The 24027-nt window shown below is 61.5% G+C and carries 23 protein-coding genes; 12 read left to right on the top strand and 11 right to left on the bottom strand.

Annotated features, from left to right (window positions below; translation table 11 throughout):
• Positions 1–94: 94 nt before the first annotated feature.
• Complete coding sequence (locus CAF90_RS10215) at positions 95–2017, top strand: acetyl-CoA hydrolase/transferase C-terminal domain-containing protein (RefSeq protein WP_085606089.1); 1923 nt, start codon at positions 95–97, stop codon at positions 2015–2017.
• Between the two features lie 139 nt (positions 2018–2156).
• Here the strand turns inward: CAF90_RS10215 and CAF90_RS10210 are convergent, their stop codons facing one another.
• Entirely contained in the window at positions 2157–2729 is a 573-nt protein-coding gene (locus CAF90_RS10210) for a xanthine phosphoribosyltransferase (RefSeq protein WP_003229440.1), read from the bottom strand.
• A 57-nt stretch (positions 2730–2786) separates the two neighbouring features.
• Entirely contained in the window at positions 2787–4796 is a 2010-nt protein-coding gene (gene rep / locus CAF90_RS10205) for a DNA helicase Rep (protein WP_007954499.1), read from the bottom strand.
• A 264-nt stretch (positions 4797–5060) separates the two neighbouring features.
• Here rep and CAF90_RS10200 point away from each other — a divergent pair, with 264 nt between their 5' ends.
• Complete coding sequence (locus tag CAF90_RS10200; RefSeq protein ID WP_085606087.1) at positions 5061–6731, top strand: bifunctional diguanylate cyclase/phosphodiesterase; 1671 nt, start codon at positions 5061–5063, stop codon at positions 6729–6731.
• Between the two features lie 107 nt (positions 6732–6838).
• Here the strand turns inward: CAF90_RS10200 and CAF90_RS10195 are convergent, their stop codons facing one another.
• Positions 6839–8233, bottom strand: a complete 1395-nt coding sequence (locus CAF90_RS10195) for a NorM family multidrug efflux MATE transporter (protein ID WP_085606085.1) — start codon at positions 8231–8233, stop codon at positions 6839–6841.
• Between the two features lie 158 nt (positions 8234–8391).
• Between CAF90_RS10195 and CAF90_RS10190 the strand changes: the two genes are divergently transcribed.
• Positions 8392–9312 (top strand): LysR substrate-binding domain-containing protein, encoded by a 921-nt coding sequence (locus CAF90_RS10190; protein WP_085606083.1) that lies wholly within the window; start codon positions 8392–8394, stop codon positions 9310–9312.
• Between the two features lie 180 nt (positions 9313–9492).
• Positions 9493–11469: a methyl-accepting chemotaxis protein gene (locus CAF90_RS10185; protein ID WP_085606081.1), complete on the top strand. Its 1977-nt coding sequence runs from the start codon at positions 9493–9495 to the stop codon at positions 11467–11469.
• A gap of 105 nt (positions 11470–11574) precedes the next feature.
• Here CAF90_RS10185 and CAF90_RS10180 read toward each other — a convergent pair whose 3' ends face one another.
• Entirely contained in the window at positions 11575–13068 is a 1494-nt protein-coding gene (locus CAF90_RS10180; RefSeq protein WP_085606079.1) for a YifB family Mg chelatase-like AAA ATPase, read from the bottom strand.
• Positions 13069–13555: 487 nt separating this feature from the next.
• On the opposite strand from CAF90_RS10180, the gene CAF90_RS10175 reads away from it, so the two are divergent.
• Positions 13556–13810: a HigA family addiction module antitoxin gene (locus tag CAF90_RS10175; protein WP_085606077.1), complete on the top strand. Its 255-nt coding sequence runs from the start codon at positions 13556–13558 to the stop codon at positions 13808–13810.
• A 759-nt stretch (positions 13811–14569) separates the two neighbouring features.
• On the opposite strand, the gene CAF90_RS10170 is transcribed toward CAF90_RS10175, so the two are convergent.
• Positions 14570–14830, bottom strand: coding sequence for an accessory factor UbiK family protein (locus CAF90_RS10170; protein WP_007920416.1), 261 nt, complete (start codon positions 14828–14830; stop codon positions 14570–14572).
• A gap of 398 nt (positions 14831–15228) precedes the next feature.
• On the opposite strand from CAF90_RS10170, the gene glnK reads away from it, so the two are divergent.
• The 4 genes from glnK (at position 15229) to sutA (ending at position 18012) form a co-directional block, all read left to right on the top strand.
• A complete protein-coding gene (gene glnK / locus CAF90_RS10165; RefSeq protein WP_002555808.1) occupies positions 15229–15567 on the top strand; it encodes a P-II family nitrogen regulator in 339 nt (112 codons plus the stop codon).
• Between the two features lie 37 nt (positions 15568–15604).
• Positions 15605–16942: an ammonium transporter gene (locus tag CAF90_RS10160; RefSeq protein ID WP_007951904.1), complete on the top strand. Its 1338-nt coding sequence runs from the start codon at positions 15605–15607 to the stop codon at positions 16940–16942.
• A gap of 215 nt (positions 16943–17157) precedes the next feature.
• Entirely contained in the window at positions 17158–17583 is a 426-nt protein-coding gene (locus CAF90_RS10155) for a secondary thiamine-phosphate synthase enzyme YjbQ (RefSeq protein ID WP_011336526.1), read from the top strand.
• 102 nt (positions 17584–17685) lie between these two features.
• Entirely contained in the window at positions 17686–18012 is a 327-nt protein-coding gene (gene sutA, locus CAF90_RS10150; RefSeq protein ID WP_007951900.1) for a transcriptional regulator SutA, read from the top strand.
• A 65-nt stretch (positions 18013–18077) separates the two neighbouring features.
• Here the strand turns inward: sutA and CAF90_RS10145 are convergent, their stop codons facing one another.
• From CAF90_RS10145 to CAF90_RS10120, 6 genes are read right to left on the bottom strand one after another with little or no spacing between them, the layout of a single operon-like run.
• Positions 18078–18782, bottom strand: a complete 705-nt coding sequence (locus tag CAF90_RS10145) for an HAD family hydrolase (RefSeq protein ID WP_085606075.1) — start codon at positions 18780–18782, stop codon at positions 18078–18080.
• On the bottom strand, positions 18779–19678 hold the full coding sequence (gene xerC / locus CAF90_RS10140) for a tyrosine recombinase XerC (protein ID WP_007951897.1): 900 nt from the start codon (positions 19676–19678) through the stop codon (positions 18779–18781). Before xerC ends, CAF90_RS10145 begins: the two co-directional genes overlap by 4 nt.
• Positions 19679–19680: 2 nt before the next feature.
• Positions 19681–20406, bottom strand: coding sequence for a DUF484 family protein (locus CAF90_RS10135; protein WP_007951894.1), 726 nt, complete (start codon positions 20404–20406; stop codon positions 19681–19683).
• Positions 20407–20419: 13 nt separating this feature from the next.
• Positions 20420–21250: a diaminopimelate epimerase gene (gene dapF, locus CAF90_RS10130; protein WP_085606073.1), complete on the bottom strand. Its 831-nt coding sequence runs from the start codon at positions 21248–21250 to the stop codon at positions 20420–20422.
• A gap of 4 nt (positions 21251–21254) precedes the next feature.
• Entirely contained in the window at positions 21255–22502 is a 1248-nt protein-coding gene (gene lysA, locus CAF90_RS10125; RefSeq protein ID WP_007951889.1) for a diaminopimelate decarboxylase, read from the bottom strand.
• 9 nt (positions 22503–22511) lie between these two features.
• A complete protein-coding gene (locus tag CAF90_RS10120; protein ID WP_007951888.1) occupies positions 22512–22685 on the bottom strand; it encodes a lipoprotein in 174 nt (57 codons plus the stop codon).
• Between the two features lie 239 nt (positions 22686–22924).
• On the opposite strand from CAF90_RS10120, the gene cyaY reads away from it, so the two are divergent.
• The 3 genes from cyaY to rnk all read left to right on the top strand — a co-directional run bounded on the left by cyaY (position 22925) and on the right by rnk (position 24025).
• On the top strand, positions 22925–23257 hold the full coding sequence (gene cyaY, locus CAF90_RS10110; protein WP_007951887.1) for an iron donor protein CyaY: 333 nt from the start codon (positions 22925–22927) through the stop codon (positions 23255–23257).
• 4 nt (positions 23258–23261) lie between these two features.
• The gene (locus CAF90_RS10105) at positions 23262–23486 is read left to right on the top strand and encodes a DUF1289 domain-containing protein (protein ID WP_045121669.1); all 225 of its coding nucleotides are present in this window, start codon (positions 23262–23264) and stop codon (positions 23484–23486) included.
• 128 nt (positions 23487–23614) lie between these two features.
• Positions 23615–24025: a nucleoside diphosphate kinase regulator gene (rnk, locus tag CAF90_RS10100; RefSeq protein WP_007951886.1), complete on the top strand. Its 411-nt coding sequence runs from the start codon at positions 23615–23617 to the stop codon at positions 24023–24025.
• Positions 24026–24027 lie beyond the last annotated feature (2 nt).

Genomic DNA, 24027 nt, shown 5'->3' with positions numbered 1-24027 from the left:
TGTGCCCGCGATTTGGGCCTGAGGCTGTTCTTTGCAGCAAACAACCGGCAATCTCGGTCGTACCTCTATTCACGGAACGGGCAGGAGGCTTCAGATGGTGCAGTTGTGTTCGATCGAACAGGCAGTGGACGACGTGCTGGCGCGGTTGCCGGCGCACATCCACATGGGCCTGCCGCTGGGGCTGGGCAAACCCAATCCCTTCGTCAACGCGCTGTACCGGCGGGTCGCCGGGTTGCCCGACCGGCAGCTGACGATCTACACCGCCCTGTGCTTCGGCCGTCCGGCCCTGGGCGACGGTTTGCAGAAGCGCTTCATCGAACCCTTCGTCGAGCGGGTGTTCGGTGATTACCCGGAACTGGAATTTCTCGCCGACCTGCACCGCGACAGCCTGCCGTCCAACATCCGAATCGAGCAATTTTTCATGCAGCCCGGCAGCCTGCTCAACAGCGCGCCGGCCCAGCAGGATTACGTCAGCAGCAACTACAGCCACGCCGCCCGCGACATCAACGCCGCCGGCCTGAACCTGGTGGCGCAGTTGCTCGCCAGCAGCAGCGAACATCCGGATCGCCTGAGCCTCAGTTGCAACCCGGACATCACCCTCGATCTGTTCCCGATGATCGCCAAACGCCGGGCGGCGGGGGAAACGATCCTGCTGGTCGGGCAGGTGCACACCGAGCTGCCGTACATGCCGGGCGATGCCGAAGTCGATATCGATACCTTCGACCTGCTGATCGACGAGAAAGACAGCAGCACGCTGTTTTCCACGCCAAACATGCCTGTCGGCTTTCAGGATCACTTCATCGGATTACACGCCAGTACGTTGGTACGCGATGGCGGCACCTTGCAGATCGGCATCGGTTCGATGGGCGATGCGCTGACCGCTGCGTTGCTGGCGCGTCAGGCCGACAACGCCGGATACCTGGACTTGCTGGCGGATGTGAACCTCAGCCAGTGGGCGCAGTTGATCGAACACGAGGGCGGCATCGAGCCCTTCGCCAAAGGCTTGTACGGTTGCAGCGAAATGTTCGTCAACGGCCTGCTGGTGCTGGCCGAAGCCGGGATCATCCGGCGCAAGGTCTACCCGGATGTGCAGACCCAGGAGCAGGCCAACGCCGGGACTCTCGACGAGGCGGCGCAAACCGATGGCCTGTCGATCCACGGCGGTTTCTTCCTCGGGCCGCGCAGTTTCTATGAGCGCTTGCGTGAATTACCGCTGAGCAAACGCCTTGAATTCAACATGACCCGCATCAGCTACATCAACGAGCTGTACGGTCAGGAAGAGCTCAAACGCCTGCAGCGTCTGGATGCGCGGTTCATCAATACCGTGTTCACCATGACTCTGCTGGGGGCGGGGGTGGCGGATCAACTGGAGGATGGACGTGTGCTCAGCGGCGTCGGCGGGCAATACAACTTCGTTGCCCAAGGCCATGCGCTGCACGATGCGCGCTCGATCCTGCTGCTGCGCAGCTGGCGCGAATCCGGCGGCGATGTCAGTTCAAACATCGTCTGGGAGTATGGCCACTGCACGATTCCACGGCACCTGCGCGACATCGTGGTCACCGAGTACGGCATCGCCGATCTGCGCGGCAAGTCGGATGCGATGGTGATCGAGGCGCTGTTGAACATCAGCGACTCGCGCTTCCAGCAGGGCCTGATCGAGCAGGCGCAGAAAGTCGGCAAGCTGCCGAAGGATTTCCGCCTCGATCCGCGCTTTACCGACAACACCCCGCAACGCTTGCAGGCGATTGCCGCGCGGCATCCGAACCTGTTTCCGGAGTATCCGCTGGGTTGCGATTTCACTGAGGTCGAGAAGGATCTGTTGCGGGCGCTGAACTGGCTCAAGAGCAAATTCAAGCTGACGGAGATTCTGGAACTGGGCAAGGCAGCACTGGATGCGCCTGAGGCTTCGCTGTATCCGGAGCATCTGGCACGCATGCAGCTCACCAGCCCGGAAGGTCTGAAGGAAGACCTGTTTCAGCGGTTGCTCCTCACCGGCCTCAAAGCTACCGCGCAATAACTCCCGGCACAAAACCACTGTGGGAGCGGGCTTGCTCGCGAAAGCGGTTAGTCAGACACCGAAGATGGAGACTGAACTGACGCATTCGCGAGCAAGCCCGCTCCCACAGTTATTGCGGCAAGCTTGCGCCTTTCAGCGATTACTCGATGAAAGTCACCACACCATCCTTCAGCGACTTCACGCGAGCCAGCGACTCGACGCGGTAACCCTGCGAATCCAGCTCCGCACGGCCGCCCTGGAACGACTTCTCGATCACGATGCCCAAGCCCGCGACGGTGGCGCCGGCCTGTTTGATGATCGAGATCAGCGCCTGGGATGCCTTACCGTTGGCCAGGAAGTCGTCGATGATCAGCACGCGGTCGCTGCTGGTCAGGTGACGCGGGGAGATGGCCACGGTGCTTTCGGTCTTCTTGGTGAACGAGTAGACGGTCGCCGACAGCAGGTTTTCAGTCAGGGTCAGGGACTGTTGCTTGCGGGCGAAGATCACCGGCACACCGAGGTTCAGACCGGTCATGATCGCCGGGGCGATGCCCGAGGCTTCGATGGTGACGATCTTGGTGATGCCCGAATCCTTGAACAGCGTGGCGAATTCGTCGCCGATCAGCTTCATCAGGGCCGGGTCGATCTGGTGGTTCAGGAAGGCGTCGACCTTCAGGACCTGGTCGGAAAGCACGATGCCTTGTTCGCGGATTTTCTGGTGCAATGCTTCCATGAAGCTGTCCTCATTTGACGCTTTGTGCGTCGAAGGTCTAGTAAAAAGTGGTCAATTCTAGCGCTTTAACATCGCGCGTATATCAGCCAATGCGCTGTTGCCCCGCACGGCTTTGACTTCGGTCGGTGTGTCGTCGTTGCCTTCCCAGGCCAGGTCGTCCGGCGGCAGTTCATCGAGGAAGCGGCTTGGCGCGCAGTCGATGATCTCGCCGTACTGTTTGCGCTTGGCGGCGAAGGTAAACGCGAGGGTCTGGCGCGCGCGGGTGATGCCCACGTAGGCCAGGCGGCGTTCTTCTTCGATGGTGTCGGCTTCGATACTGGAACGGTGCGGGAGGATTTCCTCTTCCATGCCCATGATGAACACGTAAGGGAATTCCAGGCCCTTGGACGCATGCAGCGTCATCATCTGCACGCCTTCGGCGCCGTCTTCCTCTTCCTGCTGACGTTCGAGCATGTCACGCAGGACCAGTTTGCCGATGGCGTCCTCGACGGTCATTTCGCCGTCTTCGTCTTTTTCCAGGGTGTTCTTCAAGGCTTCGATCAGGAACCAGACGTTGCTCATCCGGTAGTCCGCAGCCTTGTCGCTGGAGCTGTTGGTGCGCAGCCAGTTCTCGTAGTCGATGTCCATGACCATGCTGCGCAGGGCGGAGATCGGGTCTTCGCCGGCGCACTGCTCGCGCACCTTGTCCATGAAGCGCTTGAAGCGCGACAGGCGATCGGTGAAGCGGCTGTCCAGATGCTCGCCCAGGCCGAGTTCGTCGGTGGCGGCGTACATCGAGATCTTGCGTTCGGTGGCGTAGTTGCCGAGCTTTTCCAGGGTCGTCGAGCCGATCTCGCGGCGCGGCACGTTGATCACCCGCAGGAAGGCGTTGTCGTCGTCCGGGTTCACGATCAGGCGGAAGTAGGCCATCAGGTCTTTCACTTCCTGACGCCCGAAGAAGCTGTTGCCGCCGCTCAGACGGTACGGCACCTGATGGTGCTGCAGTTTCAGCTCGATCAGCTTGGCCTGGTAGTTGCCGCGATAGAGGATCGCGAAATCACTGTACGGGCGATCGGTGCGCAAGTGCAGGCTAAGGATTTCCATGGCCACGCGCTCGGCTTCGGCGTCCTCGTTGCGGCAGCGGATCACGCGGATCTCGTCGCCGTGGCCCATTTCACTCCACAGCTGCTTCTCGAATTCGTGCGGGTTGTTCGAGATCAGCACGTTGGCGCAGCGCAGGATGCGGCTGGTGGAGCGGTAGTTCTGCTCCAGCATCACCACTTTCAGGGACGGGTAGTCGTCCTTGAGCAGCATCAGGTTTTCCGGCCGCGCGCCGCGCCAGGCGTAGATCGACTGGTCGTCGTCGCCCACCACGGTGAACTGGTTACGCTTGCCGATGAGCATTTTCACCAGCAAATACTGGCTGGCGTTGGTGTCCTGGTATTCGTCGACCAGCAGGTAACGCACCTTGTTCTGCCACTTTTCGAGGATGTCGGCGTGCTCTTCGAAGAGTTTCACCGGCAGCAGGATCAGGTCGTCGAAGTCCACCGCGTTGAACGCCTTGAGCGTGCGCTGATAGTGGGTGTAGACGATGGCGGCGGTCTGTTCCTTGGGGTTGCGGGCGTTTTCCAGGGCCTGGGCCGGCAGGATCAGGTCGTTTTTCCAGGCGCCGATCATGTTCTTGATCTCGTCGACGCCGTCGTCGCCTGCATATTCCTTCTGCATGATGTCGGTCATCAGCGACTTGACGTCGGTTTCGTCGAAGATCGAGAAACCGGGTTTGTAGCCCAGCCGTTCATGTTCCTTGCGGATGATGTTCAGGCCCAGGTTGTGGAAGGTGCAGACCGTCAGGCCGCGACCTTCGCCGGCACGCAGCAGCGTGCCGACCCGTTCCTTCATCTCGCGCGCGGCCTTGTTGGTGAAGGTCATGGCGACGATGTACTGGGCACGGATGCCGCAGTTCTGGATCAGGTGCGCAATCTTGCGCGTGATCACGCTGGTCTTGCCGGAGCCAGCACCGGCGAGCACCAATAGAGGGCCGCCGACGTAGTTCACGGCTTCTTGCTGCCGGGGATTGAGTCGGGACATACGAAAATTCGGGAGTCGTTGACGAAATGGGCCGGCATTTTAACAGGCTCAGCGATTTGTGCTGCTCTCTCCGACTTGTGACGCAGCACGCGATTCAAATTTGCCGGTTTTGTTACTTTCACGCAGGATGCGCGGTGATTTTGCGGCTAATGTTCTCATTCGTGACACAAAATAACGTTTTGATAACCGTTGTCGTTTGGTCATTGGTAGCCGCAACGGCATAATGCCCGCCGCCCACATCATTGCAGAGTCTAGGGAGTCAGCTTGACTACGCCTGTCGAACCCTTGCGTTTGCTGCTACTGGCCGAAGAGCCAGCGTGGACAGCGTTATTGCGCGAGTGTCTGGCTCCGTTGGGGAGTGCGGCGGTGCTGATCAGCGCGCCGAACTGGGAGTCGGTCAGCAGCCTGTTCGAAGACAACCGCCACGCGGTGTTGTTGACCGTTCCCGCGTTGCAGCCGGCGCCCGGCCGTTGCAGTCTGCCGACGGTATTGCTTCTGGAACACGAACCGGCGACCGCGCCCGACGGCGTCAACGACTGGCTGGTATTCGATGCCCTCGATGCCGGCATGCTCCGGCGTTGCCTGCGGCATGTGCGCGAACGTGGCGTGCTGGAAAACACCCTGCAACGCCTGGCCGAACAGGATCCGCTGACCGGCATCGCCAACCGTCAGGGCTTCCAGACCCTGCTCACGGCGCGCCTCGCCGAAAACGACGGCCGCGGCCTGGCCCTCGGGCATCTTGATCTCGACAACTTCCGCCACGCCAACGACGCCCTCGGCCACCAGGCCGGCGACCGCCTGATCCTGCAAGTCGTCGCACGCCTGAAAAGTCAGCTGGAAGTCGGCGATCAACTGGCGCGCCTCGGCAGCGACGAATTCGCCTTGCTGATCGATACCCGCCGCGCCCCGCAACGGGCCGAATGGATGGCCGAACGCATCACCGAGGCTTTGGCCGAACCCTACTGGGTCGATGGCGAAAGCCTGCTGATAGGCTCCAGCCTCGGCATCGCCCATGCCCGAGCACAGGGCGGCGCCGATCCGCTGATGTGGCACGCGCACATCGCCATGCAGCAGGCCAAGAGCACTCAGGGCTGCACCTTTCACATCTTCAACGAACGAATCAACCGCAACGCGCGAAGCATGGCCGACCTCGAAAGCGAGCTGCGCCGGGCCTTGCGTCGCGATGAGCTGGAGCTGCATTACCAGCCGCGTCTGAACCTGCAGGACGGCCAGATCGTCGGCCTCGAAGCGCTGGTCCGCTGGCGTCACAGCGAACGCGGCTTGCTGCCGCCGAGCGAATTCGTGCCGCTGGCCGAGCAAAGTGGGTTGATTGTGCCGCTGGGTTACTGGGTGATTTCCCGGGCCTTGCGCGATATGCAGGCGTTGCGCGAACGCGGATTGCCGGCGCTGCATATGGCGATCAACCTGTCGTTCCGCCAGTTTCAGGACAGCCAGTTGCTGCCGACGCTCAGCCGCTTGATCGCCGAGCGCGGTGTCGAGGCGCAATGGCTGGAATTCGAACTCACCGAAACCGCCGTGATGCGCCGCAGCGATCTGGTCAAGCAGACCATGGACGCTCTCGGTCGCCTCGGCGTGCGTTTCTCGCTGGATGACTTCGGCACCGGGTTCTCGTCGTTCGTGCACCTCAACAGCCTGCCGATCACCTTGCTGAAGATCGACAAGAGTTTCGTCGGCGGCATGGAGCAGCGCGAAGAGAACCGCAAACTGGTGCACGCGATGATCAACCTCGCGCACAACCTGCATCTGGAAGTGGTGGCCGAAGGGGTGGAAACCCGCGAGCAGCTGGATCTGCTTCGCGGGTTCGGTTGCGATCAGGTGCAGGGTTACCTGATCAGCAAGCCGTTGCCGTTGGCGGAACTGATTGATTATCTGGTGGCTGATGCCAGTCAGCCACCGCTGGGAATCGTGGTTTAGCCTCAAGACCCTGTGGGAGCGAGCTTGCTCGCGATGGCGGAGTATCAGTCGAACGATTAGTCACTGACACACCCTTATCGCGAGCAAGCTCGCTCCCACAGTGAAACTCACTCGGGCTGAGCGATCTTGAAGTCTTGAGGTTGCGGCTCGAGCCGAATCATCCGCTTCATCTTCCATTCGAACGCCAGCGTCAGGCTCACCGCCGCACACGCCAGCCCCAGCGCCAGGCCCCACCAGACGCCGGTCGGCCCCCAGTGCAGATGGAACGCCATCAGCCACGCCGCCGGCGCGCCGATCAGCCAATAGCAACCGAGCCCGACCAGGAATGTGGTCTTGGCATCCTTGAGCCCGCGAATGCAGCCCATGGCAATCGTCTGCGTGCCGTCGAACAGCTCGAACCACGCTGCCACGGCCAGCAGGCTCACCGCCAGACGAATCACCTCGGCAAACGCCGGGTCGTTATGGTCGAGGAACAAACCGACCAGTTGATTCGGCAACAACCAGAACACCATCGCAAACCCCAGCATCACCACCGCACCAAAGACGATGCCGACCCGCCCGGACATCCGCGCATCGCTCAATTGCCCGGCGCCGTAGTGCTGGCCGACGCGCATGGTGATCGCATACGACATCCCCGCCGGAACCATGAACGCCACCGAGACGATTTGCAGGGCGATCTGGTGCGCCGCCAGTTGCGTGCTGCCCATGGTGCCCATGCACAGCGCCGCGAAGGCGAACAGTCCGACTTCCACCGCGTAGGTGCCGCCGATCGGCAGACCCAGGCGCCAGAGTTCTTTCAGATACTGCCGGTTCGGCCGCGACAGGCCCTCGCGCAATGGGTAGGCGTCGTAGGCCGGATGCCGACGGATATGCCATGCCAGCGCCAGTGCCATGCAGTTGGCGACAATCGCCGTGACCAGGCCGATACCGGTCAGCCCGAGTTTCGGCAGGCCGAACATGCCGGTGATCAGCGCGTAATTGAGCAGGAAGTTGGCCACCGTGCCGGCGAGGCTGATGACCATCACCGGCGTTGCCCGGCCGATGGCGCTGGTGAAACCGCGCAGGGCCATGAAGCTCAGGTAGCCGGGCAGGGCGAAGGGCAGGGCGATCAGGAACTGCCCGGCGGCGTTGACGTTGGTCTCGGTCTGGCCGAACAGCAACAGCACCGGTTTCAGATTCCACAACAACAACCCGGCACCGAGCGCCATCAGCCAAGCCAGCCACAGGCCGGCCTGAGTCAGGCGGGCGGCGCCGATGATGTCGCCGGCGCCCTGACGAATCGCCACCAGAGTGCCGACCGCCGCGATCACGCCGATGCAGAAAATCGACACGAACGAATAGCTCGCTGCGCCCAGACCGCCACCGGCCAGCGCTTCGGGACTGAGGCGCGCCATCATCAAGGTGTCGGTCAGCACCATCAACATGTGCGCCAACTGCGAGGCGATCAACGGCCCCGCCAGCCGCAGGATGGCCCAGAGTTCGGTACGCACAGGACGCTGCATGGCGTTCACATCCTTATAAAAGAGGGAGCAAGAGACCGTCGATTCTCAGGGTTTGGCGCGGGTTGCACAAAGGGATAAAAAGGATGGGTGGCATGATTAAAACTCATCCTGCCGCGATTCTGCTAAGTTGGCGCAATCCCGCCATAGGAGCGCTGTGCATGTCCCGTCGTCTTCCACCCTTGTATGCCCTGCGCGCATTCGAAGCGGCGGCCCGCCACAGTTCGTTCACCCGGGCAGCCGAAGAGTTGTCGATCACTCAAAGTGCGGTGAGCCGACATATTCGTACGCTCGAAGAGCATTTCGCCTGCCGCTTGTTCCACCGCAGCGGGCGCAACCTGCAACTGACCGAGTCGGCGCGCCTGCTGCTGCCGGGCATCCGTGATGGCTTTGCCGCGCTGGAACGGGCCTGCAATACCTTGCGCGCGGAAGATGACATCCTGCGCATGAAAGCCCCGTCGACCCTGACCATGCGCTGGTTGCTGGCGCGGCTCAGTCGTTTCCGCCATTTGCAGCCAGGCAACGAGGTGCAACTGACCAGCGCGTGGATGGACGTGGATTCGGTGGACTTCAATAACGAACCCTTCGATTGCGCGGTGTTGTTGAGTGACGGGCATTTCCCGCCAGACTGGGAAGCCAGCCTGCTGTTTCCGGAGGAGCTGATTCCGGTCGGCGCGCCGAACCTGCTCAACGATCAGCCGTGGGACGTGGCGCGGCTGGCCAGCGCCGAGCTGCTGCACCCGACGCCGGATCGCCGCGACTGGCGCAGTTGGCTGGAACACATGGGGCTGTCGGATCAGGTGTCGCTCAAGGGCGGGCAGGTGTTCGATACCCTGGAACTGGGGATGATTGCGGCGGCTCGGGGCTATGGGGTTTCCATGGGCGATCTGCTGATGGTGGCCGAGGATGTTGCGCAAGGACGCTTGAGTCTGCCGTGGCCGACGGCGGTCGCCAGCGGACTGAATTATTACCTGGTGTGGCCAAAGACCCGTCCGGGAGGTGAACGTTTGCGCCGCCTCAGCGACTTCCTGCAAGGCGAAGTCCGCGCCATGACGCTGCCGGCGGTCACGCGCTTGAGCTGAATCGTTCGAGCCTGCACAATGCCGGCCTTTCGCCATAACCCTGCTGTTCGCTCAAGTATTCGGTTTTACCGCCGAATACGTGCATGTGGAACCGTCGTGCCGGTTACCACGATTCACCCCCATTAGAAAATTACCCGAGCTGCGATCAAGGAGGATCGGAAGTTCGGCCAGGAGCTGTCCATGTCTCAACCTCGCGCTCGGATCGCCTCGCAGCTGGGCCTCGCGCTCGCCGTGATACTGGCGATTGTCATCAGCGGCAGTACCGTCTTTGCTTTGCGTTCGCTGGATACCGCCAACCTCGCCACTCGTGAGGAGCACCTCGCCAGTGAAGCGCGTCTGCTCGCCGACCAATTGAGCACCTTTCACGGCACGCTGCGCGAAAGCACCCAGCGCCTGAGCGGGTTGTTCGAGAAGCGCTTCAGCGCGGGCCTGAGCATTCATCCGAGCGAGCCGGTCAATGTCGCAGGCACCCAGACCCCGGGCCTGCACCTGGGCAGCGAAGTGTTGAACAACAACTTCAAGGAAGTCGACGAGTTCAAACAGATGACGGCGGGTGTCGCCACGCTGTTCGTGCGCAGCGGCGAAGACTTCATCCGCGTCAGCACCTCTCTGAGCAAACAGGACGGCACCCGCGCCATCGGCACCGTGCTTGACCACGCTCACCCGGCCTATGCGAAATTGATGGCGGGGCAGGGTTACGTCGGTCGCGCCTTGCTGTTCGATCGTTCCTACATGACTCAGTACACCCCGGTGCGTGACAGCAGCGGCAAGGTGATTGCCGTGTTGTTCGTCGGCTTCGATTACACCGACGCGCAGAACGCCCAGTTCGCCAATCTCAAGCGCTTCCGCATCGGCCAGACCGGCTCGCTGGCGCTGCTGGACGAGAAGAACCAGTGGCTGGTCGCGCCTGCCGGCGTGCAGGCGCTGGATCAAGCGGTTCCTGTGATCAACGGTCTGGCGAAAGCACCGGGTAAAGGACAGTTCTGGAGCGACAAGTCCGAAGACTTCTACAGCATCGCCGTGCCGTTCGAAGGCGGCCCGTGGTCGGTGGTGGCGAGCATGCCGAAAGCCGAGATCCGCGCGGTGACCTGGAGCGTCGGCACTCAGCTGGCCATCGGCAGTCTGCTGGCGATGCTGCTGGCGGTCGGTTCCGTGGTCTGGTTGCTGCGCAGCAAGCTGGCGCCGCTGGGTGATCTGGTCCGTCAGGCCGAAGCCTTGGGTGCCGGTGATCTGAGCGTACGTCTGAGCGTGTCGAGCAACGACGAAATTGGCCAGTTGGCTCGCGCGTTCAACCAGATGAGCCAGGCCCTGTCGACCATGGTCGAGCACATTCGTCGCGCCTCGGAAGAGGTCAACCGTCGGGCTCAAGCCCTGTCCGGTCTGTCTGGCGGCGCGTATGAAGGCATGGAACAACAGTCTGGCGAAATCACCAGCATGGCCGGCGCGGTAGAGGAATTCTCCGCGACCTCGCTGAACATTGCCGACAACATGGGCAACACCCAGCGTCTGGCCCAGGAAAATGCCCAGCAGACCCAGATCGGTCGCACGTCGATGGAAGAAGCGTCTTCCTCGCTGGAGCAGATTGCCGGCGCGTTGAACAGCACCGCGACAGTGATCAACACCCTCGGTCAGCGCTCGCAGGAAATCGGCGGCATTGTGGGTGTCATCACCTCGATTGCCGAACAGACCAACCTGTTGGCACTCAACGCTGCAATCGAAGCAGCCCGTGCCGGTGAACAAGGTCGCGGCTTTGCCGTGGTGGCCGACGAAGTGCGCAGCCTGGCCTCGCGTACCCGTCAGGCGACAGATGAAATTTCCAGCATGATTCACAGCATTCAGCAGGAAACCGGTAACGCCATCAGCACCATGGAACAAGGCAACGTGCTGATGCAGGAAGGCCTGTCGCGTAACGCCAATGTAGCTTCGGCGCTGGCGCGGATCGATGAGCAGAGCCGTTCGGCAGGGCAACAGTTTGCGGCGATCACCACCGCGACCCAGGAACAGAGCAGCACCGCGACGCTGTTGAGCAGCAATCTGCAGAGCATCGCGATGGCCAACAGCGAGCAGCGCGAAGTGGTGTCGAACCTGGCAATCACCGCCAAGGAGCTGGAAGGTCTGGCAGCCGACCTGCGCCAAGAGGTCGACCGCTTCCGTTGAGGCGCCTCTGAAATAGCGATCGCGAGCAGGCTCGCTCCCACAGGGTTTTTGTTGGACCTGTGAGAGCGAGCCTGCTTGCGTTTGGGCCCGCCACGACCTCGGCACTTACTGAGTCGCCGGCCGATACTGCAACGCTTCGGCCAGATGTTCGCGACTGATATCCGCGCGCTTCTCCAGATCCGCCAACGTCCGCGCGACCTTGAGCAGCCGATGCGCCGAGCGCAGCGACAAGGTCAGTCTTTCGCACGCCGTCTCCAGCCAGGTTTCATCGGCTGTGGATAACTTGCAGTGCTTCTTCAGTCCCGGCAAATCGAGAAACGCATTGGCGCAGCCCTGGCGCTTTTGCTGGCGCTCGCGGGCCTCGGCGACCAGCGTGGCCGCGCTGGCGCTGTCCTCTCCCGGTTTTACCGCAGGGTTCAGCGCTGTCGCCTCCCGCGCCACCGTCAGGTGTAAATCGATCCGGTCCAGCAACGGCCCCGACAGTTTGTTGCGATAGCGCTGCACCATGTCCGGCGTGCACGAACACTTGCCGCTCGGCTCGCCAAGATATCCACAGGGACAGGGATTCATCGCCGCCACCAACTGGAATCTTGCGGGAAACCGCACTCGCTCCTTGGCTCGGGCAATCACGATGCAGCCGGATTCCAGCGGTTCGCGCAGAACCTCCAGCACCTTGCGATCGAACTCGGGCAGCTCATCGAGAAACAGCACTCCATGATGGGCGAGGGTAATTTCGCCGGGTTGCGGTTTTGAACTGCCACCGACCAGCGCCGGCCCGGAGGCCGAGTGATGCGGTTGGCGAAACGGGCGCTGCGGCCAGTGGGTCAACGGTGCGCCATTGGCAACGGATTGAATCGCCGCCACCTCCAGCGCTTCACTCTCGGCCAGCGGTGGCAGCAACCCCGGTAATCGACTGGCCAGCAACGTCTTGCCCGTCCCCGGTGGTCCGCTGAACAGCAGGTTGTGGGCGCCGGCGGCGGCAATCAGCAGCGCCCGTTTGGCGGCCAGTTGGCCCTGTACTTCATTCAGGTCGGGATAGGGTTTGGCGGCATGGATCAGCCCATCAGAGACGTAAGGCTCGACCGGTGTATGCCCGTTGAAATGCGCCACGGCCTCCAGCAGATGATCCACCGCGATCACCCTCAGCCCCGACGCCAGACAAGCCTCCTCGGCATTTGCCCGCGGCACCACCAGCGTCCGCCCGGCCTTGCGCGCCGCCAGCGCCGCCGGCAACACCCCACGCACCGCCCGAACTGCGCCGGATAACGCCAGCTCACCCAGACATTCCACATCATCGAGGGTCAACGTCGGCACCTGCACACTCGCCGACAGAATCCCCAGCGCAATCGCCAGATCGAACCGCCCGCCATCCTTGGGCAGATCCGCCGGTGCCAGATTCAACGTGATCCGCCGCGCCGGAAACTGCAGCCCGGAATTGATGATCGCACTACGTACCCGGTCCTTGCTCTCCTTCACCGCCGCTTCGGGCAAGCCGACCATGGTCAGCGAGGGCAAACCGTTGGCCAGGTGAACTTCGACGGTGACGGCGGGAGCATCCACGCCAATCTGGGCGCGGCTATGGACGATGGCGAGGGACATGGTCGTTCCTTGAGTTGAATCGGGGGCCGCTTCCTGCGGGTTTTTGAAGGGTAGTTGAGCGGGGTTCTTGCGTTTGAGTAGAGGTTTACAAGACGTATCAGAAAGCGGTTGTGCGGGCCTATGCGTTCATCTTCTGCCCGCTAACAGACCACTTGGCTCAAGCTCAGGTCCGCACGTAACGGCAACTTCAATAAACCTCCGTTGAATGGCTGACAAATTTCCAGCCAGTCGGAGTGCTTCGAGGTGTAGTTCAACAACCTGAAGTAGTTTTTTCTTTCTCTTTTTATCCTTCACAGAGACCTCCTTCCTGATGGGTGTCGCTAATGTAATGGCAGGCGTAAGGACAACATAAATAGGCGCAGACGCTGATTTTTGTAGGGGCGTGCCCTAATAGTTGTAGGACGCCAGCGAAAGCGACTCGACGGTCTTGTATCGCAAAGTCGGATGCTCCAGTTTGGCCGCTCAATGCAGCCTCTGGAGGCGAAAAATGGACCGCAATGGTATGCGCCCGATTCATCCGGGCGAGGTGCTGAATAAGGAATTCATGGAGCCGTTGGGCATGACGGTCATGGACTTGGGCATGCCCACAAACTGGCCTGAAACCGAGATCGAGAAGCTTGTGAAATGCCAACTCAGGATCTGCGCCGATCTGGCAATCAGGCTGGCCATCCACCTCAACACCACACCTGAGTTCTGGATGAATCTTCAGTCGACTTACGATTTGCGAAAAGCTGAAGTTTAGAGAGGAGCTTCGGTCCGTGATCAACTGGAGCGGCTGGCGCATTGCGCTTGATCTGAATCCAAGGTCGTACGGCGGGGAGCTGAACAGTTGCTGTGACTACTCCTCAGAAAACCGATTGTTGCAGATATATCGAGGCGAAAAAAAACCGCCTTGAGGAGACGGTTTTTTAGTTGCAGGCTTCGGTGAGGCCAAGGCCTGCGCATCCTTAGTGGACACACTCACGTTTGCTGAGGTTATGCAGGTTTGCTCCTGGATGCAAGCGTCAGGATCACTTGGCGCCCAGCAAGGCAGGGCTGAGAGATGACGTGTCTGATATGCCGGGAATACACGCTTAACGCCTTGATACAACTTGTTTAAATGAATTTTGTAGGGGCTGCAATACCATCCGTTGCGACGATGCCCACTCATGGAGTGTTCACAGAGTGTGGCCGGGAGCGTAAAGATTTCATGTCCCCCAACACGGTGTGAGAACCGTGGCGGTGCTTTTTTGGGGGATCCACACCCGGCCGCCTTGGTGGGCACACTCACGTGTAGTCCCGAAGGTGTTCGTACGCCGGAAAGAGCATCGGAGGTTTGGCCCCACGCAAGGAGGGCCAAAATATGTCTAAGTTTCTTAAACATATGTGGCGCCTCGTCAGGATCGTGCTATGGGCTTTTCGCCTGTACGAGATTCTGCGAGACCGTTGGAATAATTCGCTGTAAGAATTGAACCGACGGAAACCGTTCCTGCCTCGGCAGGAGCGGTTTTAGCTTCTCAATTCACTCAGCCGGCGGCGTCAGCTTCGCTTCCATCTCCGCCACCTTCGCCTCAAGGCTCTCCAGCCGGGCGCGAGTGCGCGCCAGCACCACCATCTGACTGTCAAACTCTTCGCGGCTCACCAGGTCCAGTTTGCTGAAGGCGCTTTGCAGCAGCATCTTGAACTGGCTTTCGATTTCGGCTTTTGGCAAGGGCGTGTCGCCGCTGAACAGGCGGGAGGCGGTGCCGCTCAGGGCGTCGAGGAAGTCTTTGGGCGCGAGCATGGGATATGTCCTGGAAACAATGGCCGGCAGTGTATCACGCAGTGTCTATAGTCATTGGCGCAGGCACGGATGCACGCTTTTCGCGCAACTGGATGCACGGCCGCGCACCGTTGTTGTGCGTATCCGGAGTGCCATTTGGGTGATGGCATCTGCGGCAGCGGCCAAGGGATTGAAATCAGTGGTTTTTGGCGAGATGGCAAGCTTTCTGCTTAGTCACCTTCGACCCATGCACTGATGCAGTCGCTGTGACGAATGCAGTGCGGCAGACGGAGCGGGGAGTTTCGTCTGGAGCGGTTAGCTGGCGTCGACAACGAAGCGTTACAAAGCCAGGCACTGCGCTTAGACTTGAGTCGGGTTTGTTTTCCTGGGGCAAGTCCACCAATTCGGGAGAGAGTTTCATGAAGCTAGTCACTGCCATCATCAAGCCGTTCAAGTTGGACGACGTGCGCGAGTCGCTGTCCGAAATCGGCGTGCAGGGCATTACCGTTACTGAAGTCAAAGGCTTCGGTCGGCAGAAGGGTCACACCGAGCTGTATCGCGGCGCGGAGTATGTGGTCGATTTTCTGCCCAAGGTGAAAATCGACGTTGCCATCGACGACAAGGATCTGGATCGGGTTATCGAGGCGATAACCAAGGCTGCCAACACCGGCAAGATCGGTGACGGCAAGATCTTCGTGGTCAATCTGGAACAGGCGATCCGCATCCGTACCGGCGAAACCGATACCGACGCGATCTAAACGCCGCCACAAACCCAACGCCCCAGGAGAAAACAATATGACTCTGCGTAAATTCGCAGGGCTAGGAGCCCTGTTGTCTATCGTAATGCCCGGCCTGGCCATGGCGGCAGACGAAGTGGCAGCTCCAGTCCTGAACTCCGGCGACACCGCCTGGATGCTCACCTCCACCGCCCTCGTGCTGTTCATGACCATTCCCGGCCTCGCGCTGTTCTACGGCGGCATGGTCCGGTCGAAAAACATTCTTTCCGTGATGATGCAGTGCTTCGCCATTACCGGTCTGATCAGCGTCCTGTGGGTCATCTATGGCTACAGCATCGCGTTCGACACCACCGGCATGGAGCAGGGCGTCGTCAACTTCAACTCGTTCGTGGGCGGTTTCGGCAAGGCGTTCCTGGCCGGCGTCACCCCAGCGAGCCTGACCGGCCCCGCGGCGCTGTTCCCCGAGGCGGTCTTCATTACCTTCCAGATGACCTTCGCGATCATCACCCCGGCGCTGATCGTCGGTGCGTTCGCCGAGCGGATGAAGTTCTCCGCGATGCTGATCTTCATGGGCATCTGGTTCACCCTGGTCTATGCACCGATCGCGCACATGGTCTGGTCCGGCAACGGCGGCCTGATGTGGGACTGGGGCGTGCTCGACTTCGCCGGCGGCACCGTTGTGCACATCAACGCCGGTGTGGCCGGTCTGATTGCCTGCCTGGTGCTGGGTAAACGCAAAGGCTTCCCGACCACCCCGATGGCGCCACACAATCTGGGTTACACCCTGATGGGCGCGGCGATGCTGTGGGTTGGCTGGTTCGGCTTCAACGCCGGTTCCGCTGCGGCCGCCAATGGCACCGCCGGCATGGCGATGCTCGTCACTCAGATCGCGACCGCTGCGGCTGCACTGGGCTGGATGTTCGCCGAGTGGATCACCCACGGCAAACCAAGCGCACTGGGTATCGCATCCGGCGTCGTTGCAGGTCTGGTTGCGATCACTCCGGCCGCTGGCACCGTGGGCCCGATGGGCGCTCTGGTGATCGGTCTGGCTGCGGGCGTGGTCTGCTTCTTCTGCGCCACCACGCTGAAACGCAAACTCGGTTATGACGACTCCCTGGACGCCTTCGGCGTGCACGGTATCGGCGGTATCCTCGGCGCGATCCTGACCGGTGTGTTCGCTGCACCGTCGCTGGGTGGCTTCGGCACCGTCACCGACATCGCCGCACAAGTCTGGATTCAGTGCAAAGGCGTCGGCTTCACCGTGATCTACACCGCGATCGTCACCTTCATCATCCTCAAGGTGCTGGATGCCGTGATGGGTCTGCGCGTGACCGAGGAAGAAGAATCGGTCGGCCTGGATCTGGCACAACACAACGAGCGCGGCTACAACCTGTAAGCACGCGCCGCAAAAAACTTGCCCGGCTCGCCGGGCATTTTTTTGTCTGGAATTTGTCTTCCCTGATACAGCTGAAAGGATTTTTCGTACTGCTTTGGTCGTGTTTACGACGAGTGTTTTTCTGCGGCCAAAGGCTTACATCATTGAAGGAATATTAGGGCCTTTGTTTTTTTCCAGAGCGCGCTAGAATGCGCCCCGAACGTGCGGAGAACTGTATGTGGCAACAGACTCTGATAACCCTGCGGGCACGGCCCCGGGGCTTTCATCTGGTGACGGACGAGTTGCTCGCCGGCCTGCCCGAACTCAAGGCATGCCGGGTCGGTCTGTTGCATTTGTGGCTGCAGCATACCTCGGCGTCGTTGACCATCAACGAGAACGCCGATCCGGCGGTACGTCGCGACTTCGAACGATTTTTCAATCGTCTGATCCCACAAGGAGCAGACGGCTATGAGCATAACGACGAAGGCCTGGACGACCTCCCGGCGCACTTCAAGGCCAGCGTGCTGGGCTGTCAGATCAGTTTGCCGGTAACGGCGGGCCGACTGGCACTGGGCACCTGGCAAGGCGTTTACCTGGGCGAGCACCGTGATCATGGCGGTGCCCGTAAAGTCCTCGCCACCTTGCACGGTGAAGGGGCATAAACCGTTGGTCACCAATGGTTACCGATTTTTTTCCGGCGACTTTCGACAGTCGCCAAAGCTGGTCTATAACTAATCTGCTTTTCGCAAGTCATGAGGTAGAACATGAGCGACGATGATCTGGAAAACGACGACCTCGAAGTAGGCGACGAAGACGAGGCCGAAGACGGTCTGGAAGCAGCAGCGGAAGACGTTGCTGAAGACGATGGCGGTGACGATACGCCGGCCCCGGCTGCCAAAGGCAAGGCCAAGGCTGCGGTGTCGGTCGACGAGTTGCCGAGCATCGAAGCCAAGAACAAGGAGCGCGATGCCCTGGCCAAGGCCATGGAAGAGTTCCTTGCGCGCGGCGGCAAGGTGCAGGAAGTGGAGGCCAACGTGGTCGCCGATCCGCCCAAGAAGCCGGACAACAAGTACGGCAGCCGCCCTATCTGAGGCGTGTCGCTTGCTTGCTGAAAAAGCCCGCCGTCGCTGCGGGCTTTTTCATGGGCGAAAGAAAATCAGCCGCGGCTGTTCCAGCGGGCGAGCACGGCAGGCAGTTCGTTCAGGCTGCGAATCTCGGCATCCGGCAGGCGCTCCGCTTCCCAGACCTTGCCGGCCGGGTTGAACCAGATCGCACGCAATCCGGCCTGCTGCGCCCCGGCGATGTCATCCCCCGGGTGGTCGCCGATATGCACAGCGGCTTCGGCGCTCACGCCACCGCGCTGCAATGCTTCATGGAACAGTCGCGCATCCGGCTTGGCGATGCCGATGTCTTCGGCGCACAACGCAAACTTGAAGTAGTCCGCCAGCCCGAGACGACGGACATCGGCGTTGCCGTTGGTGACCACTCCGAGGGCGTAGTGTTTGGCGAGGGTTTCCAGGATCGGCTCGACCTCCGGGAACACCTCGATCTGATGCCGCGCATGCAGAAACACTTCAAAACTCTTGTCTGCCAGATCCGACGCTTCGCTGTGGGCGTATCCGGCTTCCTCCAGCGCATGGAACAGCACTCGCCGGCGAAGCGCACTGATGCGGTGTTTCAAGCCCGGCTCACTGGCCAGCACCCGTTCGCGGATCGACCACAGATGCTCCACCGGCACCGCGCCCAGATTCGGCGCATGTTCGCTCAGCCATTCGCGCAAAACCGCTTCGGCGCTGACGATCACCGGGGCGGTGTCCCACAGGGTGTCGTCGAGGTCGAAGGTGATCAACTGGATGCTCATGAATCGTCGCCTTTCATGCGTTTGGCCCGTGGATGGGCGCTGTCGTAGACCGCCGCCAGGTGCTGGAAGTCCAGGTGGGTATAGATCTGGGTGGTCTTGATGTCCGAGTGGCCGAGCAATTCCTGCACCGCGCGCAGGTCCTGGGAGGACTCGAGCAAATGGCTGGCGAAGGAGTGCCGCAGCATGTGCGGGTGCAGGTTCTGCCCCAGTTCGCGCTCGCCGGCGAGTTTGACCCGCACCTGAATCGCTCGCGGGCCAAGACGTCGGCCCTGCTGGCTGACGAATACGGCGTCGTCCGCCGGATTGGTCAGCGCCCGCAGCGGCAGCCATTGCTCCAGTGCTTCCCGGGCCTTTTTGCCGACCGGCAACAGGCGTGTCTTGCTGCCCTTGCCGAGTACCTGAACCATGCCGTCGGCCAGATCGAGCTGATCGAGATTGAGCCCGGTCAGCTCCGACAGGCGCAGGCCGGAGGAATAGAACAGCTCCAGAATCGCCTGATCGCGCCGTGCGAGAAAATCGTCCTCCACCGCACCCTCAAGCAGTTGCAGGGCGCGGTCGGTGTCGAGGGTTTTCGGCAGCCGGCGTTCGCCTTTGGGCGGTGCCAGACCCGTTGCCGGATCGTGATCGCAGAGACCTTCGCGATTCAGATAGTGATAGAGCCCGCGCACCGCCGAGAGCAGGCGCGCCAGGCTGCGCGAGGACTGGCCCTGGGCATGCAGGCGGGCGATCAGGCTGCGCAGGCGCTGGATGTCCAGCGCCTGCCAGCTGCCGATGTTCTGTTTGTTGCACCAGCCGAGGACTTTGTCGAGATCGCGTCGGTAGGCCGACAGCGTGTGCGGCGACACCTGCCGCTCACTGCGCAGGTGTTCGCAGTAAGCGTCCAGTTGCCGTTCCATGCTCAGCGTACCGAGCGCAGCGAGCTGTTGACCCGTGGCAGCACGCGACCCATGACTTCGGCGATGTAGCTGAGGAACAGTGTGCCGACCGAGCTCTTGTAGTGCTGCGGATCACGGCTGGCGATGGCCAGAATCCCGTGGATGCCCTGGTGGCTGACAGCGACCACGGCGGTGGAGCCGATCTGCTTGCGTTGTTCTTCGCCGAACAGGAAGTCCAGCTCATGCTCGCGCAGGCTGCCGCTGACGCTCTTGCCTTCGGTGAGCAGGCCGCCGATGGCGGTTTGCGCATCGGCGTGGGTCACCCAGCGGCCGACCGGGGCCGGGTTGTCGCCGAGCAGGATCAGGCTGACGAAGGGCACCTGGAAATCCTGGCGCAGGCTGTCTTCAACGCTGATCACCACGTCTTCCAGAGTGGCGGCGTCCATCAGCGCAAGGATCAGGCGACGGGTCTTGTCGAACAGGCGATCGTTGTCCCGGGCGACGTCCATCAAGTGCGAGAGGCGGTGACGCATCTCGATGTTGCGGTCGCGCAGGATGGCCATCTGGCGCTCGACCAGCGAAACGGTATCGCCGCGCTGATGAGGGATACGCAGGGACGGCAGCAGTTCTTCATGCTCGACGAAGAAGTCCGGATGAGCCTCCAGGTATGCGGCAACCGCTGCCGCCTCCAGGCTCTCGGACGCTGATTCACCGGACTGTCGGGCGGGTACCTGAGGCTTATCGGTCATGGCTTCTGCTCACTCAAAGACGCACTTGTCCTTCGTATACGCGCACTGCCGGGCCGGTCATCAACACCGGTTGGCCAGGGCCTGCCCACTCAATGGACAGGCGCCCGCCCGGCAGGTCGATCAGCAGTGGCGAATCCATCCACCCCTGACTGATCGCAGCTACAGCAGCAGCGCAGGCACCAGTGCCGCAGGCCTGGGTTTCCCCGGCGCCGCGTTCCCAGACGCGCAGTTGTGCGCGATGGCGGTCGATGACCTGGAGAAAGCCGACGTTGACCCGCGCCGGAAAGCGCGGATGGTGTTCGATTTTCGGCCCCAGTTCATGCACCGGTGCAGTGTTGATATCGCTGACCCGCAGCACCGCATGGGGGTTGCCCATCGATACCGCCGCCAGATCGATCGGCGTACCGTCGACATCGACCTGATAACTCAGGGCCTGCTCCGGCGCCTGGAACGGAATGTCCGCCGGCACCAGGCGCGGGGCGCCCATGTTCACGCCGATCTGGCCGTCGTTACGCACGTCCAGCTCGATGATGCCGCCCTTGGTCTCGACGCGGATCTGCCGTTTGGCGGTCAGGCGCTTGTCGAGCACGAAGCGGGCGAAGCAGCGCGCACCGTTGCCGCACTGCTCCACTTCGGAACCGTCGGAGTTGAAGATCCGGTAACGGAAATCCACATCCGGATTGCTCGGCGCTTCGACGATCAGCAACTGGTCGAAACCGATGCCGGTGTGCCGGTCGCCCCACATTTTTGCGTGCTTGGGCTGAATATGCGCGTGCTGGCTGACCAGGTCGAGAACCATGAAGTCGTTGCCCAGGCCGTGCATCTTGGTAAAACGCAGCAGCATGGGGTTACTCCGGCAGCAGGCTTTCGCCGGCAAACAGCTCGGCCACGGTCTCGCGGCGACGCACTTCAAATGCCTGATCACCATCCACCAGCACTTCGGCGGCACGGCCGCGAGTGTTGTAGTTGGAGCTCATCACAAAACCGTAGGCACCGGCCGAATGCACGGCCAGCAGATCGCCTTCTTCCAGCGCCAGTTCGCGTTCCTTGGCGAGGAAGTCGCCGGTTTCGCAGATCGGGCCGACGACATCGTAGGTACGCGCAGCGGTCTCGCGTGGCTTGACCGGAGTCACGTCCATCCAGGCCTGGTACAGCGCCGGGCGGATCAGGTCGTTCATGGCCGCGTCGACGATGGCGAAGTCTTTGTGCTCGGTGTGCTTGAGGTACTCGACCTGGGTCAGCAGCACGCCGGCGTTGGCGACGATGAAGCGGCCCGGTTCGAACACCAGCGCCAGATCACGCCCGACCAGACGCTCGCGCACGGCCTTGATGTAATCGGCGGCCAGCGGCGGCTCTTCATCGCGATAACGCACGCCCAGGCCGCCACCGAGATCGATGTGGCGCAGGTGGATGCCGCAATCGCCGAGGCGATCGACCAGATCCAGCAGGCGATCGAGGGCATCGAGGAATGGCGGCAGGGTGGTCAGTTGCGAGCCGATGTGGCAGTCGACGCCGACCACTTCCAGGTTCGGCAGGTGCGCGGCACGCACGTACACGTCTTCGGCGTCGGCGATGGCGATGCCGAACTTGTTCTCTTTGAGACCGGTGGAAATGTACGGGTGGGTGCCAGCATCGACGTCCGGGTTGACGCGCAGCGAGATCGGCGCACGAACGCCCAGCTCGGCGGCGACCACTTGCAGGCGCTCGAGCTCGTCGGTGGATTCGACGTTGAAGCAATGCACGCCGACTTCCAGCGCACGGCGCATGTCGTCACGGGTCTTGCCGACGCCGGAGAACACGATCTTGTCCGGGCTGCCGCCGGCGGCCAGTACGCGTTCCAGCTCGCCACGGGAGACGATGTCGAAACCGGCGCCGATGCGGGCCAGGACATTCAGGACGCCAAGGTTGGAGTTGGCCTTGACCGCAAAGCACACCAGATGCGGCATGCCGGCCAGCGCATCGGCGTAGGCCAGGTACTGGGCCTCGATGTGCGCGCGGGAGTAAACGTAGGTCGGTGTGCCGAAGCGATCGGCGATGGCGGACAGCGCCACACCTTCCGCGAACAGTTCCCCGCCACGGTAGTTAAAAGCGTCCATGGCGATCCCTTAGTAAACGTCGTGCTTGTGTGCCTTGGAGACAGGCTGCTTTTGCGAAGACTGGGCTTGCTCGGCCGGGTCCTGATCTTCATCGGGCAGGTACAGCGGGCCTTTTTGACCACAAGCCGAAACAAGGCAGGCAACCGCGACGAGCGCAGCAAGGGAAGAGATCAGGCGCTTCATGGCGAAATCCTTGAAAATGCGTTAATTGCGCCGGAGTATACCGGCCACCCGGCAGCTTGCCTATGCGACGGAACTCCCGTCCGGCGGGGCTCGGGCTGCGGCGCGGAAACTTTTCCCGCGTGGCGGGTGGATATTTCGTCGCCTGGCAGGGCGCTTGGTCGTTATCCTTTGCAATCGGCTGGCAGCGTCCGTATCTTGCGGCGCTTGAGCCTGATCAGACATTTTTTGAGGTTGCCGCAATGAGTTTGTCCGAAGCCCGTTTCCACGATCTGGTCGATGAAACCCAGGAAAAACTGGAAGACATCTTCGACGACAGCGACCTGGACATCGACATGGAGAACTCGGCCGGTGTGCTGACCGTCAAGTTCGAGAACGGCACCCAGCTGATCTTCAGTCGTCAGGAACCGTTGCGTCAGCTGTGGCTGGCCGCGGTGTCCGGCGGTTTCCACTTCGACTACGACGAAGAAAGCGAACGCTGGATGTGCGACAAGAGCGAAGAACAGCTGGGCGAAATGCTCGAGCGCATCGTCAAGCAACAGGCCGGCACCGAATTCGATTTCGAAGGCCTGTGATTTCGTGACTGATACTGCACCCGTCCGTCCGCCGAAGCCGCTTTACAGCAACGTCAGCCCGGCCGTGCCTTCGCCGTGCACCGGCGTGTGCCGGCTGGATGAACAGAAGGTCTGCCTCGGTTGCATGCGCCATGTCGAAGACATCCGCGAGTGGCGTTCGGCCGATGACGAGCGCCGCCGGGTGATTTGTGCGCAGGCCGCTCAGCGCCGGCAGCTCGCCGGAGCGTAGCTTGTATATTTTTTGAGCTGTGATAGTGTCCGGAAACGCCTCAACCCATCGAGGCCTGGTGAAAACCCCGTCTTTTTTGGCGGGGTTTTGCTTTTTTTGTGTGCAGAAGAAAGGAGTCTGCCCGGATCATGACCGCACCTTCCATCACCCTTACCCGTCTGGACGTGCAACGTCTGGAGCGCCTGATCGACAGCCTGGATGACACGCTGCCGGGCGTGATCGCGCTGCAAACCGAACTGGACCGCGCCGATACCCTGGTCGGTCACGATGAAGTGCCTGCCGATGTCGTGACGATGAATTCCCGTGTGCACTGCCGCGAAGAAAGCAGTGGCAAGGACTACCACCTGACCCTGGTCTATCCGAAGCACGCCAACGCCGACGAAGGCAAAGTCTCGATCCTCGCTCCGGTCGGCAGTGCGTTGCTGGGCCTGAAGGTTGGTCAGCACATCGACTGGCCGGCTCCGGGTGGCAAGACCCTGAAACTGACTTTGCTCGAAGTCGAATCGCAGCCGGCCAACGGCGGTGATTTCCCGGAGTAACC

This window comes from Pseudomonas sp. B37(2017) (assembly GCF_002112885.1).
Taxonomy (GTDB): Bacteria; Pseudomonadota; Gammaproteobacteria; order Pseudomonadales; family Pseudomonadaceae; genus Aquipseudomonas; species Aquipseudomonas paraglycinae.
This window is presented reverse-complemented; position numbering and strand designations above follow the sequence as displayed.

What these genes read in the sequence shown, in the direction of transcription:
- CAF90_RS10215 (WP_085606089.1), top strand. Translation starts at nt 95, where the DNA reads ATGGTGCAGTTGTGTTCGATCGAACAGGCAGTGGACGACGTGCTGGCG.
- CAF90_RS10210 (WP_003229440.1), bottom strand. Translation starts at nt 2,729, where the DNA reads ATGGAAGCATTGCACCAGAAAATCCGCGAACAAGGCATCGTGCTTTCC.
- rep (WP_007954499.1), bottom strand. Translation starts at nt 4,796, where the DNA reads ATGTCCCGACTCAATCCCCGGCAGCAAGAAGCCGTGAACTACGTCGGC.
- CAF90_RS10195 (WP_085606085.1), bottom strand. Translation starts at nt 8,233, where the DNA reads ATGCAGCGTCCTGTGCGTACCGAACTCTGGGCCATCCTGCGGCTGGCG.
- CAF90_RS10190 (WP_085606083.1), top strand. Translation starts at nt 8,392, where the DNA reads ATGTCCCGTCGTCTTCCACCCTTGTATGCCCTGCGCGCATTCGAAGCG.
- CAF90_RS10185 (WP_085606081.1), top strand. Translation starts at nt 9,493, where the DNA reads ATGTCTCAACCTCGCGCTCGGATCGCCTCGCAGCTGGGCCTCGCGCTC.
- CAF90_RS10180 (WP_085606079.1), bottom strand. Translation starts at nt 13,068, where the DNA reads ATGTCCCTCGCCATCGTCCATAGCCGCGCCCAGATTGGCGTGGATGCT.
- CAF90_RS10175 (WP_085606077.1), top strand. Translation starts at nt 13,556, where the DNA reads ATGGACCGCAATGGTATGCGCCCGATTCATCCGGGCGAGGTGCTGAAT.
- CAF90_RS10170 (WP_007920416.1), bottom strand. Translation starts at nt 14,830, where the DNA reads ATGCTCGCGCCCAAAGACTTCCTCGACGCCCTGAGCGGCACCGCCTCC.
- glnK (WP_002555808.1), top strand. Translation starts at nt 15,229, where the DNA reads ATGAAGCTAGTCACTGCCATCATCAAGCCGTTCAAGTTGGACGACGTG.
- CAF90_RS10160 (WP_007951904.1), top strand. Translation starts at nt 15,605, where the DNA reads ATGACTCTGCGTAAATTCGCAGGGCTAGGAGCCCTGTTGTCTATCGTA.
- CAF90_RS10155 (WP_011336526.1), top strand. Translation starts at nt 17,158, where the DNA reads ATGTGGCAACAGACTCTGATAACCCTGCGGGCACGGCCCCGGGGCTTT.
- sutA (WP_007951900.1), top strand. Translation starts at nt 17,686, where the DNA reads ATGAGCGACGATGATCTGGAAAACGACGACCTCGAAGTAGGCGACGAA.
- CAF90_RS10145 (WP_085606075.1), bottom strand. Translation starts at nt 18,782, where the DNA reads ATGAGCATCCAGTTGATCACCTTCGACCTCGACGACACCCTGTGGGAC.
- xerC (WP_007951897.1), bottom strand. Translation starts at nt 19,678, where the DNA reads ATGGAACGGCAACTGGACGCTTACTGCGAACACCTGCGCAGTGAGCGG.
- CAF90_RS10135 (WP_007951894.1), bottom strand. Translation starts at nt 20,406, where the DNA reads ATGACCGATAAGCCTCAGGTACCCGCCCGACAGTCCGGTGAATCAGCG.
- dapF (WP_085606073.1), bottom strand. Translation starts at nt 21,250, where the DNA reads ATGCTGCTGCGTTTTACCAAGATGCACGGCCTGGGCAACGACTTCATG.
- lysA (WP_007951889.1), bottom strand. Translation starts at nt 22,502, where the DNA reads ATGGACGCTTTTAACTACCGTGGCGGGGAACTGTTCGCGGAAGGTGTG.
- CAF90_RS10120 (WP_007951888.1), bottom strand. Translation starts at nt 22,685, where the DNA reads ATGAAGCGCCTGATCTCTTCCCTTGCTGCGCTCGTCGCGGTTGCCTGC.
- cyaY (WP_007951887.1), top strand. Translation starts at nt 22,925, where the DNA reads ATGAGTTTGTCCGAAGCCCGTTTCCACGATCTGGTCGATGAAACCCAG.
- rnk (WP_007951886.1), top strand. Translation starts at nt 23,615, where the DNA reads ATGACCGCACCTTCCATCACCCTTACCCGTCTGGACGTGCAACGTCTG.